A 14,369-nucleotide genomic window follows, 5' to 3' on the forward strand; every position below is an offset into this window, starting at 1 on the left:
CTCCGATGCGTTGTCATTGAAGCGGGCGGCATTCTCGCACAGGATGCAGGGTCTTGCCGAACAGGCCGACATCACCACGACCACTGGCGTCGGACAATTGGGCTGGCACATTGCCATAATCACAGGCATGCTAGCCCGTTCGGAAGTCCGGCTTTATAGTGCGCGGCCGCGGTCCAGGCCTGTGCAGATACCGGCATACACCGTGCATGTTCCCTCCCTGCCATCGCCAGCCCAATCGCAGGACCAACGCTTGACCAATCTCAATCATCCGACTCTGCTGCGCCCCGCTTCGCCGGCCCCAGTCGCTTCGCTGCGTGGTTCGGTCAAGGGTGCGCTGGCCCTGCTGGCCCTGATTCTGCTGGGTTTGCTGCTGTGGCAACTGTTTTCCCAGTTTCGCCACACCCAGGCTGACCAGCGCCAGCTGAACCTGGACGCGAGCGCCGAACTCGCCGACCACCTGAGCCTGAACATGGCGCTCAAGGCCCAGCAGGCCATCAATGTGGTCCAGCCCTACGTCAAAGCGCCGGCGCCCGCCGCGCTGCCGAGCCTGCTGGCGACCCTGCGCGAACGCCTGCCCGCCCTGCGCGACTTGGCCTGGCTGGACCATGCCGGGCAACTGCTCAGCGACAGTCTGGCCGGCAGCCCAGACCGCCAGTTGATTGACGAGCTGGTCGGGCTGAACCAGGGCCGCAGCTACTTTTTCGCCAACTCGGCAGACAACCGCACCATCTACCTGCTATTGCGCCAGACGGCAGAGCAGGATCGGGGCTACTGGCTGCTGCGCTTGTCTGCGGACTATTACCAGGCGCTCACCGTGCACCTGGACGGCCCCGGCCACCCGCTCTGGTTGCTGGAAAACAGCCGCAACGGCGAGGTACTGGAACGGCACGCCCCGGTACAGACCAGTGGTGAACCGCTGCAAAGCGTGATGCTCGCCTTCATCGACAACAGCGCCTGGCAATTGCGTGGCCTGTTCGACGCCGGCCTGGCCCAGCAGAAATTGCTGCCGGCACTGATCGGCAAGTGCCTGCTGGCGCTGTTTTGCGCCCTGCTGCCGGTGCTGGCGCTGTTCAACATGCGCCGCCGCCAGCGCGCGCTGCAGGAAGACCGGCGACGCTACCACGAAATTTTCGAAGGCACCGGCGTGGCTTTGTGCGTGCTCGACCTGTCGAGCCTGCCCGGCCAGCTCGACCGCTATCACCTGCGCAACCTCGCCGGGCTCAAGCAGAGCCTGGCGCTGGACCCTAACCTGCGCCGCTCGCTGCTGCAGGAGCTGAAGATCACCGAGATCAACCAGGTGGCGCGCCAGTTGCTCAATGTCGAGTGCCACGAAGGCGCCTGGCAACGGCTGATCGATGGCAGCGGCGCTGGCCGCGACAGCATCGGCATGCAACTGATCGACGCCCTGATCGAACAGCGCCCGTCGCTGGAGCTGGAAGTACGCCTGCCCGCGCCGCTGGGCGGCGAACTGCACCTGTGGATGATGGCGCGCCTGCCGCAGCAGCGCCGCGATTACCAGGCGGTGATCCTCAGCATCAGTGACATCACCAGCCGCAAGCAGGTGGAGCTGTCGCTGCTGGAGCGTGAAAGCTTCTGGTCCGACGTGGTGCGTACCGTGCCCGACCAGCTCTACGTACAGGACGTACTCAGCCAGCGCATGATCTTCAGCAACCGCCATCTCGGCCAGACCCTCGGCTACGACCGCACCGAGCTGGCGCAGATGGGTGACCGCTTCTGGGAGCTGCTGCTACACCCCGAAGACGCCGCGCATTATCAAGCCTTGCGCCAGCAACAGCGTGACAGTGCACACAGCCAGTCGCTGCACACCCAGCTGCGCTTCCGCCACCGCGACGGCGGCTGGCGTTGCTATGAAATCCGTGAGCAGGTGCTGACCCGCGACGACGATGGCCTGGTCACGCGCATCATCGGCGTGGGCAAGGATGTCACTGTGCAGATCGAGGCCAGCCAGTCGCTGCGCGACAGCGAGCAGCGCTACCGCATGCTCGCCGAGAGTATCAGCGACGTGATCTTCTCCACCGACAGCCGCCTGCAGCTCAACTACCTCAGCCCGTCGGTGCAGGCGGTGCTGGGCTACCAGGCCGACTGGATCTTCGACAACGGCTGGCAGTCGATCATCGCCAACCCGTCCCAGCTCACCGGCATCTACAGCCTGATGGAGCGGGTCAGCAAGGCCATGGGCGACAGCGAACAACTGGCACTGCTGCGCAGCCAGTTGCCGACGCAGTTGTTCCTGTTCGATTGCCTGCGCGCCGATGGCCGCAAGATCCCCATCGAGCTGCGCCTGGTACTGGTGTGGGACGACCAGCAGCGCTTCGAAGGCGTGCTCGGCGTGGGCCGCGACATCAGCCAGCAGCGCCGTGCGGAAAAAGACCTGCGCATGGCCGCGACGGTATTCGAACACTCCACCTCGGCCATCCTCATCACCGACCCGGCCGGCTACATCGTGCAGGCCAACGAGGCATTCAGCCGAGTCAGTGGCTACGCGGTCAGCGACGTGCTCGACCAGTTGCCGGCCATGCTGGTGGTCGAGGATCAGCAGCAAAGCCACCTGCGCTACGTGCTCAAGCAGCTGCACCAGCGCGGCAGCTGGGAAGGCGAAGTGTGGCTCAAGCGCCGCGACGGCGACCATTACCCGGCCTGGGTCGGCATCACCGCCGTGCTCGACGACGAAGGCGACCTGGCCAGCTATGTGTGCTTCTTCACCGACATCAGCGAACGCAAGGCCAGCGAACAGCGTATCCACCGCCTGGCCTACTACGACGCCCTCACCCACCTGCCCAACCGCACGCTGTTCCAGGACCGCCTGCACACGGCGCTGCAACAGGCCGAGCGGCAGAAGTCGTGGGTGGTGCTGATGTTCCTCGACCTGGACCGCTTCAAGCCGATCAACGACTCCCTTGGCCACGCTGCGGGCGACCGCATGCTCAAGGACATGGCCCTGCGCCTGCTGGCCTGCGTCGACGACGACGACACCGTGGCGCGCATGGGCGGCGACGAATTCACCCTGCTGCTGCAGCCGCGCGCCACCCGCGAGATGGCCCTCAACCGTGCCATCCACGTGGCCGAGAACATTCTTGGCAGCCTGGTGCGGCCGTTCGTGCTGGAAGGCCGCGAGTTCTTCGTGACGGCCAGTATCGGCATCGCCCTCAGCCCGCAGGACGGCAACGAGCTGAGCCAGCTGATGAAGAACGCCGACACCGCCATGTACCACGCCAAGGAGCGCGGCAAGAACAACTTCCAGTTCTACCAGACCGAGATGAACGCCAGTGCCCTGGAGCGTCTGGAGCTGGAAAGCGACCTGCGCCACGCGCTGGAGCAGAACGAATTCATCCTTTACTACCAGCCACAGTTCAGCGGCGACGGCAAGCGCCTGACCGGTGCCGAAGCACTGCTGCGCTGGCGCCACCCGACCCGCGGCCTGGTACCGCCGGGCGACTTCATCCCGGTGATCGAAGAGCTGGGCCTGGTGGTGGATGTCGGCGACTGGGTGCTGCGCGAGGCCAGCCGCCAACTCAAGGTCTGGCACAAGAACAAGGTGCGCGTGCCGAAGGTGTCGGTCAACATCTCGGCGCGGCAGTTCTCCGACGGCCAGTTGGGCACGCGCATCGCCACCATCCTCGAAGAAACCGGCCTGCCGCCGGCGTGCCTGGAGCTGGAGCTGACCGAGAGCATCCTGATGCGCGAAGTCAACGAGGCGCTGCAGATTCTCGCCAGCCTGAAGAACCTTGGCCTGAGCATCGCGGTCGACGACTTCGGCACCGGTTACTCGTCGCTGAACTACCTCAAGCAGTTCCCCATCGACGTGCTGAAGATCGACCGCACCTTCGTCGACGGCCTGCCCGAGGGCGAGCAGGACGCGCAGATCGCCCGGGCGATCATCGCCATGGCCCACAGCCTCAACCTGGCGGTGATCGCCGAGGGCGTGGAGACCCACGAGCAGCTGGAATTCCTCCGTGAGCATGGCTGTGACGAGGTGCAGGGCTACCTGTTCGGGCGGCCGATGCCGGCCAACCAGTTCGAGGCGCAGTTCGCCAACGAGACCCTGTTCATGTTCCAGTGAGCAACTGCCGGCTTGCACGATCCCTGTGGGAGCGGCCTTGTGTCGCGAAAGGGCTGCGAAGCAGCCCCAGGATTTCAGCACACATGCAGAAATTGCCGGGGCCGCTTTGCGGCCCTTTCGCGACACAAGGCCGCTCCCACAAGAGCCCGCTCTGCGACGCAGAGAAGCGCCATTAAAAACGGACCTCCGAGTCAACTCCAGCCCAGACACGGCGCGGGATGCAACATGAGCCCCATTGGTCCGCGACTTGATGCCAGTTCATATGCCAGGCGCGGATCAATCGGTTAGAATGCCCCCCCAAATTACCCCGATCCTTGAGGACCGCCATGTTCAGCCGTGATTTGACCATTGCCAAGTACGACGCCGAGCTCTTCGAAGCCATGCAGCAAGAAGCCCTGCGCCAGGAAGAGCATATCGAGCTGATCGCTTCGGAAAACTACACCAGCCCGGCAGTCATGGAAGCCCAGGGCTCGGTCCTGACCAACAAGTACGCCGAAGGCTACCCAGGCAAGCGTTACTACGGCGGCTGCGAGTACGTCGACGTGGTCGAGCAACTGGCCATCGACCGTGCCAAGGAGCTGTTCGGCGCCGACTACGCCAACGTCCAGCCGCACGCAGGCTCGCAAGCCAACGCCGCGGTCTACCTGGCCCTGCTGTCGGCCGGTGACACCATCCTGGGCATGAGCCTGGCCCACGGTGGCCACCTGACCCACGGTGCTTCGGTAAGCTCGTCGGGCAAGCTGTACAACGCCATCCAGTACGGCATCGACGGCAACGGCCTGATCGACTACGACGAAGTCGAGCGCCTGGCTGTCGAGCACAAGCCGAAGATGATCGTTGCCGGCTTCTCGGCTTACTCGCAGGTCCTGGACTTCGCCCGCTTCCGCGCCATCGCCGACAAGGTCGGTGCCTACCTGTTCGTCGACATGGCCCACGTTGCCGGCCTGGTTGCCGCTGGCGTGTACCCGAACCCGGTGCCGTTCGCCGACGTGGTCACTACCACCACCCACAAGACCCTGCGCGGTCCACGTGGCGGCCTGATCCTGGCCCGTGCCAACGCCGACATCGAGAAGAAGCTGAACTCCGCCGTGTTCCCAGGCGCCCAGGGCGGCCCGCTGGAGCACGTGATCGCTGCCAAGGCCATCTGCTTCAAGGAAGCCCTGCAGCCTGAGTTCAAGGCTTACCAGCAGCAGGTCGTGAAGAACGCCCAGGCCATGGCCGAAGTGTTCATCGAGCGTGGTTTCGACGTCGTTTCCGGCGGCACCCAGAACCACCTGTTCCTGCTGTCGCTGATCAAGCAGGAAATCTCCGGTAAAGATGCTGACGCTGCCTTGGGCAAAGCCTTCATCACCGTCAACAAGAACTCGGTACCGAACGACCCACGTTCCCCGTTCGTCACCTCGGGCCTGCGTTTCGGCACCCCAGCCGTCACCACCCGTGGTTTCAAGGAAACCGAGTGCCGCGAGCTGGCCGGCTGGATCTGCGACATCCTGGCTGACCTGAACAACGAAGCGGTGATCGACGCCGTGCGTGAGAAGGTCAAGGCCATCTGCAAGAAGCTGCCGGTATACGGCAACTGATTGGCGCAAGCCTGATGTGAAGAAGCCCGGCCTTGTGCCGGGCTTTTTCATGCCTGCGTTCTGGCGCGGGAATCGCTTCCGAATAGTCTGTGTGGGCCAGTCTGCCTAACCTGCCGCCTCCTCTGATAAACGAGCAGGAGGCCACCCATGGCTGATCACGTAGCACTGTCCTTCACCGCCACCCTGCAGGTCGCTGAAGCGCCGATCAATGTGCTGGGCAACATGACCCGCGGGCCCGTAGCGCTGGCGAGCCCAAAGCAAGCGCCAGGTCATTTCGTCGAAGGCGCCACCACCCTCGGCATGTTGAATGGCACCGACGCGAACTGGCACCACGGCCGGGAGATCGGGCTGATCACCTTCGAGCAAGCCGCCCAGCCAGCGGCGTTGCTGCTGTATTTTCGCCATGGCGAGACGGGTTATCGCCTCTATCTGCGCAGCGGCCCCCACGCTGGCCAAGGTGTGTTCATCACCGGCGATGGCCTGGTGAACGTCCAGCCGATCAAGGCAGAAGACCCAAGCCTGTGGGCGCTGATCGATGCTCAAACCGGTGAGGCGTTTGACCTGACGCAGCTTGAAGAGGGTCGCAGGGAAATTCAGCTGGCCAGTGCAGATGGGCACCCGCTGGAAGTGCACAACCTGTATCCGGTGGGCGGGTTTCTGGCCTGCTATGCAGCTGCGCACCAAGGGACCTTGAGCCTGATCATCCAGGCGCGCGGTGTCGACTGGCTCAAGCCTGCCTGATTCGTCGTGCGCCGCCCGTCGTCACGTATTAACCTGTGCCACCCCAAGCACAACCCAGCACAGGCCCGGTCTTGACCAGAGAGCAACTCGAAACCCAGCAAATCCCGATCTACTTTGCCGCGGTGCTCGCTGCTGTTGCCTTCGGCCTGCTGGCCAGCGACGCCGCACAACACCTGCAAGCGCTGGTCACTCCCGCCATCGCCGTGCTGATGTACGCGATGTTCCTGCAGATCCCCTTCCTGGACCTGCGCCAGGGCCTGGGCAACCGCCGCTTCATGACCGCCCTGCTGCTCGCCAACTTCATCCTTGTGCCACTGCTGGTGTGGGGCCTCACCCGCGGCCTGGCCGAGCACCCGGCGATCCTCATCGGCGCCCTGCTGGTGTTGCTGACACCGTGCATCGACTATGTGGTGGTGTTCACCCACATCGGCAAAGGCGACTCGCGCCTGACCCTCGCTGCCACGCCCGTGTTGTTGCTGGTGCAGCTGGTGCTGCTGCCGGTGTACCTGGCGCTGATGCTCGGCGACAGCAGCGGCGTAGCCATCAGCATCGCGCCGTTCGTGGAAGCCTTCGTGCTACTGATCGTGCTGCCGATGATCCTCGCCGTGCTCACCAGCGCCAGCGCCCGCCGCTCCCGTGCGGTGGCGGCCTGGAATGACGCTTGGGCGTGGATGCCGGTGCCTGCGATGGCGTTGGTATTGGTGGCGGTGATCGGGTCGCAGATTGCCGTGGTGCTTGGGGATTTCGACCGGTTGCTGCCGGTGATTCCGGTATACGTCGGCTTCATGCTGCTGGCGCCGGTGCTCGGGTTCGTTTCGGCGCGGATGCTGCGCCTGCCGGTGGCAGAGGCACGCTCGGTGACCTTCAGCGCCGCGACACGGAACTCGCTGGTGGTGTTGCCGTTGGCGCTGGCACTGCCGGAGGACTTGCGTGGGTTGGCGCCGGCGGCGGTAATCACCCAGACGCTGCTGGAACTGGTGAGTGAGCTGGTTTACATCAGGCTAATTCCACGGCTCGTACAAACCCGTCCGGCCTGACCGCGATCCCCTACAGGCCACGAAAGGGCTCAATACAGCCCTCAACGTCAAATAGGCCCATCTCAAACCCATTTTCGCTCAGTGAACGTTCACTGGCAGAGCGTAATTGAAGATGACCAGCGCGGTGGCCAACAGGATATGAATTACCAACAGGCTCACCAGAAGGCGTCTCATGCTCGGCGGGAAGCGTCTTACTTCATCAAGGTCAATCAACCTTCTGCGCACGAACATCTTCGGCATGGTCAGCACCATGGAGATCAACCCCGTGCGCATGACCTTGCCCACGAGGCCCGCATGTTCAAACGTCTTTTTATTGCCTGTCACGAACGTGCAGTTCGTAAGTAACGACTCGAAGCGCTCAGTGTATTTATGTGCGATGTAACACTGTACGACCATGGCCAGCAACATGGGTGCGAGAATCAGAAACGCAACCATTCCAGGCTCAACTTCACTCACTCCGATACCTCGCTATACAAAAAGTCACCAAAAATCTCGCCCCCTTTGCTGCCGAAATCTCCAAGTACCTTACCGCCCACGGCACCGCCGACGACAGCACACGCTAATGCTCCGGGGCCGCCTGTAGTGACCCCCAGTACGACGGCACAAACACCGGTCCCTGCCATACCACCCAAATACCCCCCGGCACTGCCGCCTGCCAGGCTACCCATCAACGTTGAGGTCTCGACATATTTGGCCCGCCGACACTGATCCTCTCGCCCCGTAGTGCAAGCTTTATGAATCGACAGGCCTGTGGATGCCACATCCAACGCGGTACCGATGTAAGTGCCCTTCTTGACCAGGTTCGACGCTCTGGCAACGCCAGACACCTTGTCGGCATAACCCGCGATTTCACCGGTATGCAGGTAGCTGCGGGTCGAAATGCCCAATGCCTGCTTCATCTTGCCCTGGCGGCGCAACCCCGAACCGTACGCGGCAACATTGCCCAACTGCTTTTCGAGCTTCATGAACAAGGCAGAGCGCTTGGCGTAGAACGCATCACGGGCAGCGAGCGTGCCAGAACCCAGGTAGTCGCGGTGCAGTTTCTCGATATCTTCCAGCGTGGTCTTGATATTGCCAAGGTGCTTGCTCCAACCCTCGCTGGCGGCACCGGCCCCCATCGAAGCGTGGGCCAGCAGACTTTGCAGCAAGTCGAAGTGCTCGAGGAAGAAATCATCCGCGTCCACCCCGCTGGTCAGCAGACCTGCGTGCACCTCGCTAGCCTTGGCCATCAGGAACGCTTCCTGGCTGGTGCAAGAAGGCGTATCGGCGTCGCCCAGGATGACCAGTTCACCGGCCATGACCACGCTGTTGGCAATGTGCGCATTCAAGACATCGAATTTGCCTCTGGCGTAACCGGACACTGGCGTACTGGCTTTCAGCGACTGGTACGACTGGGTTCTTGGGTTGATAAAGCTGCGTGCTTCGGACATGGCCCTACCTCACGCGTACTTCTTGTTGTTGATCCGGTCCCAGCCCCCGGCCACATTACCGCCGCCGCTGCCGTCGGAGCGCTTCTGGCGGGTGTAGGTGGTCTTGATACGCCCGTAGTTCAGCTGGACGATTTCGATGGGAACGCCTGAACTGGCGTTCTGCGAGTAATCGGCAATGATCACCTCCTCCAGCACGATCTCGTAGTACTTGAGCTTGTCGGTACCTGCCCGGCAAAGCGCGAGTTTCACTTCCTTGAGATGCTGCCCAGAGCAGCTTGCTTCCAGCAGCTTGCAACTGGCGCTATCGAGAAACTTGGTGAAGGTGAAGTTGGTCAGGGTGGTTCGCCCCGATGTGGCACCGCCAGAAGAGCTCGCGGTGGCAGACGTGCTTTGATTCACGCCGAAGTTGTAGCCGTTGATTTCGATCCAGTTAGTGTACTGCTCATCCAGCGCTTCGCCAGCAATGTCGTCGATTTGGATGAAAGCGTCAAAGGCCATGCTTACCTCTCCTTGGTAATGGTGGGGAGACACCCCGATGAACGGGTGTGACACGTAGGATGGTGAAATGTTCCCTGGCGTAACGGTTGCCTGAGTTACCCCACACCACCCGAGCCTGCATACCCGCTTCATGGCATGACCAACGACAATTCAAATCCTCACAACGCCTTCATCTCCGCAATATCCCTCGCCACCTGATCCGCCGAGTGATCAAACATCGCCTGCTCCTGAGCATCCAGCGGCAACTCAATCACCCGGGCAATCCCCTCTTCTGCCAGCACACAGGGAACGCCCATGGCGATATCGGTGCGCCCGTATTCCCCCTCAAGAATCGCAACCGACGGCAGAATGCGGTTACGCCCATTGGCAATCGCATCCACCATCTGCGCAATGGCCACACCCGGGGCATCGCAAGCGCTGCCGACCTTCTTCAAGCCCAGGATCTCGCCACCACCTTTGCGTGTGCGCTCGACGATCCGTTCGATCTGCTCATCGGACAGGAAATGCGACAACGGCACCGAGCCGACCTGGCAGTAGCGCATCAACGGCACCATGCTGTCGCCATGCCCGCCCAGCACCAGCGCCGTGATATCCCGCGCAGAAAACCCCGTCTCCTCGGCAATGAAGCATTTCATGCGTGCGGTATCCAACACCCCCGCCTGCCCGAACACCCTGCTGCGCCCGAGCTTGCTGAGCGACCTGGCCCGATAGGTCAGCACGTCGACCGGGTTCGACACCACCAGCACCGTCGCTGCCGGCGCAAAGCGGTTGATGTCGTGCATGATGCCGTCGAGGATCGGCAGGTTGATGCTCAGCACGTCCTGCCGCGACTGACCAGGCTTGCGCGGCACGCCTGCGGTAATCACCACCAGGTCCGAGTCCTGCAGCATTTCGGCCTTGGCGCCGCCTAGCACCTTGGTATCGGAACCTGACTCGACAGCCGCCTGCCAGATGTCCAGCGCCTTGCCCTGGGCCAGCTCACCTTGCACATCGAGCAACATCAGCTCACGGCAGTACTCTTCCCGGGCAATGATCTGTGCCGCCGCCTCGCCCACGATCCCGGCACCCACGATTGATAGCTTGTTCACCTGACACCTCCCAGCGGCGCGCGCCACCAGGAGCACGCCTGCGTATACAGAGAAGTATTGCCTGCCAAGGCGAAAAGGCCATGTGATGCGACCGCATGCTATTGACAGCATCCCGCCGTCCCGGAAATACTTTGTAAAGATTCATATAGATGACCAAATAACAAGGTGAATCGCTCCATGACCGCACTGCCCAGCCCTACGCGTAAGCCCGGCGCGACACCTCCGTCCGCCAGCCCCATTCCTCCGAAGTTCGATGTTTGCGCATCCAGTCGGCCATCTGCCCGCGACCGATAACGGCTCGCTACTGCCCGCAGAAACCCCTGTCATGCCTGCAATGCCTGAGTGCCGCTAGCGCGCCAGCCCAACCGAGATTCCCTGAATGACTCCCTTAGATATACAGCTGTTGCTGACCGCATTGGTCAGTGTCCTGGTGCTGGTAGCGCTCATCGTGTCCCGCCTCAAGATGCACCCGCTGCTGGCCTTGCTGGTGGTGTCCATTGGCGTGGGCTTTGCCACCCGCATGGAGCCCGGCAGCATCGTCTCCCATCTGCTCACGGGCGCCGGGAAGACCCTGGGTGCGGTCGGGGTGGTGATCGCGCTGGGCGCGATGCTCGGCAAGATCCTGGCGGACGCTGGTGTCACCGAGCAGGTCGCGGATGTGATCCTCAAGCGCACCTCGGACCGGATGATCCCTTGGGCGATGATGCTGGTTGCCTTTGTCATTGGCATCCCGATGTTCTTCGAAGTGGGCCTGGTGATCATGCTGCCGCTGATCTTCAGCGTGGCGCGCAAGCTGGAGAGCAAGGCCCGCTTCAAGGGCTCGGCGTATGTGTACGTCGGTGTGCCAGTGATTGCCGCGCTTGCCGCCATGCACGGCATGGTCCCGCCGCACCCAGGCCCCTTGACCGCCATCGCCGTGCTCAAGACCTCTGTCGGGCCGACCATGCTCTATGGCTTCCTTGCCGCGATCCCGGCCATGATCCTGGGCGGCCCGCTGTATGGCCTGTTCATTTCGCAGCGCATGAGCACGCGGCCCGACCAGGCATTGCTGGACCAATTCACCCTGGCCGAGAAAGCCGACGATCAACCCCGCCCCGGCGTAGTGGTGGGCATGCTGGCCGCGCTGCTGCCGGCGATCCTGATGCTGGTGCATGCCGTCGCGGAAATGCTGCTGCCCAAGGGCAATGCGCTGCTGGAACTGGCCAGCTTCCTGGGCAACCCATTGATCGCCATGCTGCTGGGCGTACTGTTCGCCGGCGCTAGCCTGGTACTCGTGCGCGGCGGCAACGCCGAACAGCTGCGCGATGCGTTGGGCAAAAGCCTCAAGCCTATCGCCTCGATCATCATGATCATCGCCGGTGGCGGTGCCTTCCAGGAGATGCTGACCAGCGCCAAGGTCGGCGATGCTATCGTGCACCTGACCCAGCAATCAGCCTTCCCGCCGTTGATCCTGGGGTGGCTGATCGCGATGTTGCTGTCGGTGTCTACCGGCTCTGCCACGGTCGGTATCGTCGGTGCTGCCGGCCTGCTGGCGCCACTTGCAGGTGCTGACCCGAGCCTGAACCTGCCGTTGCTGGCCCTGTCGATCGGCTGCGGATCGCTGTTCTTCAACTATGCCAACCATGCGGGCTTCTGGATGGTGAAGGAGTCCTTTGGCATGACCATGGGTGAAGCGACCAAGACCATCTCGGTGGTGCAGTCCATCGTGGCAGTGGTTGGTTTGATCGTGGTGTTGATGCTGAATGCGGCGATTACGGTGGGCTGAGTCGGGAAAACCGGCCCTGCTCATCAGCTTCCTCAGCGTTTTTCCGCGACCAGGGTGTAGCACATTGGTATTTGTGCCGCACCCTGCTCATAGACGTCGTAGACCTCCTCCCGATTGGAATGCGGGTATTCGTCGAATGCACGAAGGCTCAAGCCTGCGCCAGTAATGCTCATGAGCACGTCGCTCAGCGGGTGGAGATGCCAGTAAGACTGCAGCCCGTTTGGCTCGGCCTTGCCTTCGTAGACAATGGCGCCCGTTTCGACCAGCGGTTCGGTCAGGAAATAGGACGTGCTGATACGCCACGGGTCGCTGGCTTCGGGGTCGAGCATTTCCAGGAAGGGGTGCGTTTCGTAGATCACCAGCGTGCCGCCCGGTTTCAGCGTTCTGGCGACGTGGCTGAAGAACAGCGCGAGGTTGGGCATCCAGTTCAGGACACCGATGGTGATCAGGGCGACATCGAAGCGATCGTTGAGGCTTGCCGGGAGCTCGTGGATGTCGGCTTCGATGAAGTCTGGCGAGTAAGGGGATATCTCGGCTAGCTCGTGCGCTTGCTTGAGAAATTCCGAAGACTGATCGACGCCCACCACTTCCAGTGCGCCAAGGGCAAACAGCGATAACGCTTCGCGGCCATTGTTGCAGCCCAGCTGGATTACGGCCTTTCCTGTTACGCCTACCTGCTCCAACTGCTCAGTCAGGGTTGAATCCAGGCAAGAAAAGTCTTTGTGAGCCACGGCATCGATCAACTGGCCCCAGGCCGCGCTTCGCCGGTGATGATCGGCTGACGCATTCCAGGCATCACGGTTTTTGGCGATGACATCCCTGTGAGAAACCATCTTGAACCTCATCTTTCGTTGTTGAGGCTTCTGACAGTAGCAGCTGCGCCAGCTAAAGGCTGGCGACAGCTCACTTACCATTCAATCGACCAGGTCGCTCAAGTCGCTGGGGTCGATCATCTTCCCGCATTGCTCACTGGCCAGCCGGCTGATGATCCGGATCGCCTGGTGGATGCCTGCGGTGTTGCGGAAGCTCAGGTGAGGGTTGTGTTCGCACTCCAGCACTTCATCGTGCTGGACCAAGGCTTCGCCGAGCAGTTCGAGGGTCCAGGCGTAGCTTTGGATGGTGGATAAGCGTTCCTGGTCAGTCATTGGGCACCACCTTTGGGTTGGAGGTGGGACGAACCAGATCGCAGATTGGGTAGAATCGGTGAGGTTTGGGAGCCGGCGCGGGGCGGCGGCGGAGAACGGATGCGAGGATCCTGAACGGATTTCTGGTGGTCATGCATGAGTTCCTTTCGTTGTGGAACTGCCACCGCTCGCGGCCAAGCAAGTTTAGGTGGCAGCAGTACGCGGGTTGGCCGACCGGGACGAAAGGAGCCCGGCACACCCGAAGGTGTCCCGCGCACCACCGCCATAACGCGACATCGCGGGCACAAAAAAAGCGCCTGCGATGAAGACTGGGCGCTGCTGCGCCTTTCGATTCCGACCGGCCAAGGTCGCATCGCCGATGCTTCGGCGACTGGGGGAATTTATCCTTATGTTCCTGCTTACGCAACCGTAGGTGCCTTGCGGGGTGGCCACACGCGTTGTAGGAAAGATTCTCGCCTCAGTAGTCACTTCAGAAATGCAGGACGGGGGTGTAAGGCGGGACAAACACAAAAAAGGCCTGCATCGCTGCAAGCCTTCATATGTGGTGCGGAGACAGGAGTCGAACCTATACGAAAGACCCTGAATTTAATGGGTATTATTCTGAAGCGTACAAATTTCTATCTCTAAACTTATCCTCAGCCTATTCCCAGGCTCCCGCTCCAGTGAAAAACCCTGTAGTGGTCTACTAACCCCGGACACCAATTTAGGCGAGAATGCTCGCCACAGAGAGGTGTCTGATGACCAAGCAACGCCGTACCTTTACTCCTGAATTCAAGCGCGAAGCTGCCTGCCTGGTGCTCGACCAAGGCTATAGCCACGCCGAAGCTGCACGCTCGCTCGGCTTGGTCGAGTCAGCCCTGCGCCGGTGGGTTAATCAGCTTCAGCAAGAGCGCGGCGGCATCACGCCGGCCAGCAAAGCGTTGACGCCAGAGCAGCAAAAAATCCAAGAGCTGGAAGCTCGCATCACGCGCCTTGAACGCGAGAAGTCGATACTAAAAAAGGCT

At 61.9% G+C, this 14,369-nt stretch carries 12 protein-coding genes; 6 read left to right on the forward strand and 6 right to left on the reverse strand.

The genetic code is table 11. The features are described 5' to 3' along the window. Positions 1-250: 250 nt before the first annotated feature. The 4 genes from N430_RS27155 to N430_RS27170 all read left to right on the forward strand — a co-directional run bounded on the left by N430_RS27155 (position 251) and on the right by N430_RS27170 (position 7,439). Positions 251-4,081 carry a bifunctional diguanylate cyclase/phosphodiesterase gene (locus tag N430_RS27155; protein ID WP_110639754.1) on the forward strand — a complete coding sequence of 1,277 codons (3,831 nt, stop codon included), beginning with the start codon at positions 251-253 and terminating at the stop codon, positions 4,079-4,081. 326 nt (positions 4,082-4,407) lie between these two features. Beyond that, positions 4,408-5,661, forward strand: coding sequence for a serine hydroxymethyltransferase (glyA, locus tag N430_RS27160; RefSeq protein ID WP_027918253.1), 1,254 nt, complete (start codon positions 4,408-4,410; stop codon positions 5,659-5,661). A 147-nt stretch (positions 5,662-5,808) separates the two neighbouring features. Next, positions 5,809-6,402 carry a hypothetical protein gene (locus N430_RS27165; RefSeq protein WP_110639753.1) on the forward strand — a complete coding sequence of 198 codons (594 nt, stop codon included), beginning with the start codon at positions 5,809-5,811 and terminating at the stop codon, positions 6,400-6,402. A 71-nt stretch (positions 6,403-6,473) separates the two neighbouring features. After that, a complete protein-coding gene (locus N430_RS27170; RefSeq protein WP_110639752.1) occupies positions 6,474-7,439 on the forward strand; it encodes an arsenic resistance protein in 966 nt (321 codons plus the stop codon). Between the two features lie 78 nt (positions 7,440-7,517). On the opposite strand, the gene N430_RS27175 is transcribed toward N430_RS27170, so the two are convergent. The 4 genes from N430_RS27175 to N430_RS27190 form a co-directional block, all read right to left on the reverse strand. After that, entirely contained in the window at positions 7,518-7,895 is a 378-nt protein-coding gene (locus tag N430_RS27175) for a hypothetical protein (protein ID WP_110639751.1), read from the reverse strand. Then, positions 7,892-8,869: a hypothetical protein gene (locus N430_RS27180; RefSeq protein WP_110639750.1), complete on the reverse strand. Its 978-nt coding sequence runs from the start codon at positions 8,867-8,869 to the stop codon at positions 7,892-7,894. Before N430_RS27180 ends, N430_RS27175 begins: the two co-directional genes overlap by 4 nt. Before the next feature lie 9 nt (positions 8,870-8,878). Beyond that, positions 8,879-9,367 carry a type VI secretion system tube protein Hcp gene (locus tag N430_RS27185; protein ID WP_047605116.1) on the reverse strand — a complete coding sequence of 163 codons (489 nt, stop codon included), beginning with the start codon at positions 9,365-9,367 and terminating at the stop codon, positions 8,879-8,881. Between the two features lie 158 nt (positions 9,368-9,525). Continuing rightward, positions 9,526-10,455, reverse strand: coding sequence for a malate dehydrogenase (locus N430_RS27190; RefSeq protein WP_110639749.1), 930 nt, complete (start codon positions 10,453-10,455; stop codon positions 9,526-9,528). Positions 10,456-10,834: 379 nt separating this feature from the next. On the opposite strand from N430_RS27190, the gene N430_RS27195 reads away from it, so the two are divergent. Beyond that, positions 10,835-12,220 (forward strand): GntP family permease, encoded by a 1,386-nt coding sequence (locus N430_RS27195; protein ID WP_110639748.1) that lies wholly within the window; start codon positions 10,835-10,837, stop codon positions 12,218-12,220. 32 nt (positions 12,221-12,252) lie between these two features. Here the strand turns inward: N430_RS27195 and N430_RS27200 are convergent, their stop codons facing one another. Further along, positions 12,253-13,065: a bifunctional 2-polyprenyl-6-hydroxyphenol methylase/3-demethylubiquinol 3-O-methyltransferase UbiG gene (locus N430_RS27200; protein WP_256592194.1), complete on the reverse strand. Its 813-nt coding sequence runs from the start codon at positions 13,063-13,065 to the stop codon at positions 12,253-12,255. Between the two features lie 69 nt (positions 13,066-13,134). Beyond that, a complete protein-coding gene (locus tag N430_RS27205) occupies positions 13,135-13,365 on the reverse strand; it encodes a hypothetical protein (RefSeq protein WP_110639746.1) in 231 nt (76 codons plus the stop codon). Between the two features lie 737 nt (positions 13,366-14,102). On the opposite strand from N430_RS27205, the gene N430_RS27210 reads away from it, so the two are divergent. Further along, positions 14,103-14,369 (forward strand): transposase (locus tag N430_RS27210; RefSeq protein ID WP_133248855.1); only part of this gene is annotated, 267 nt, incomplete at its 3' end.

It is taken from the genome of Pseudomonas sp. CC120222-01a, from assembly GCF_003097235.1.
GTDB lineage: Bacteria > Pseudomonadota > Gammaproteobacteria > Pseudomonadales > Pseudomonadaceae > Aquipseudomonas.

Excerpts from the sequence above, each read along its gene's own strand:
- glyA (WP_027918253.1), top strand. The coding sequence starts at position 4,408 with ATGTTCAGCCGTGATTTGACCATTGCCAAGTACGACGCCGAGCTCTTC.
- N430_RS27165 (WP_110639753.1), top strand. The coding sequence starts at position 5,809 with ATGGCTGATCACGTAGCACTGTCCTTCACCGCCACCCTGCAGGTCGCT.
- N430_RS27180 (WP_110639750.1), bottom strand. The coding sequence starts at position 8,869 with ATGTCCGAAGCACGCAGCTTTATCAACCCAAGAACCCAGTCGTACCAG.
- N430_RS27185 (WP_047605116.1), bottom strand. The coding sequence starts at position 9,367 with ATGGCCTTTGACGCTTTCATCCAAATCGACGACATTGCTGGCGAAGCG.
- N430_RS27195 (WP_110639748.1), top strand. The coding sequence starts at position 10,835 with ATGACTCCCTTAGATATACAGCTGTTGCTGACCGCATTGGTCAGTGTC.
- N430_RS27200 (WP_256592194.1), bottom strand. The coding sequence starts at position 13,065 with ATGAGGTTCAAGATGGTTTCTCACAGGGATGTCATCGCCAAAAACCGT.
- N430_RS27205 (WP_110639746.1), bottom strand. The coding sequence starts at position 13,365 with ATGACTGACCAGGAACGCTTATCCACCATCCAAAGCTACGCCTGGACC.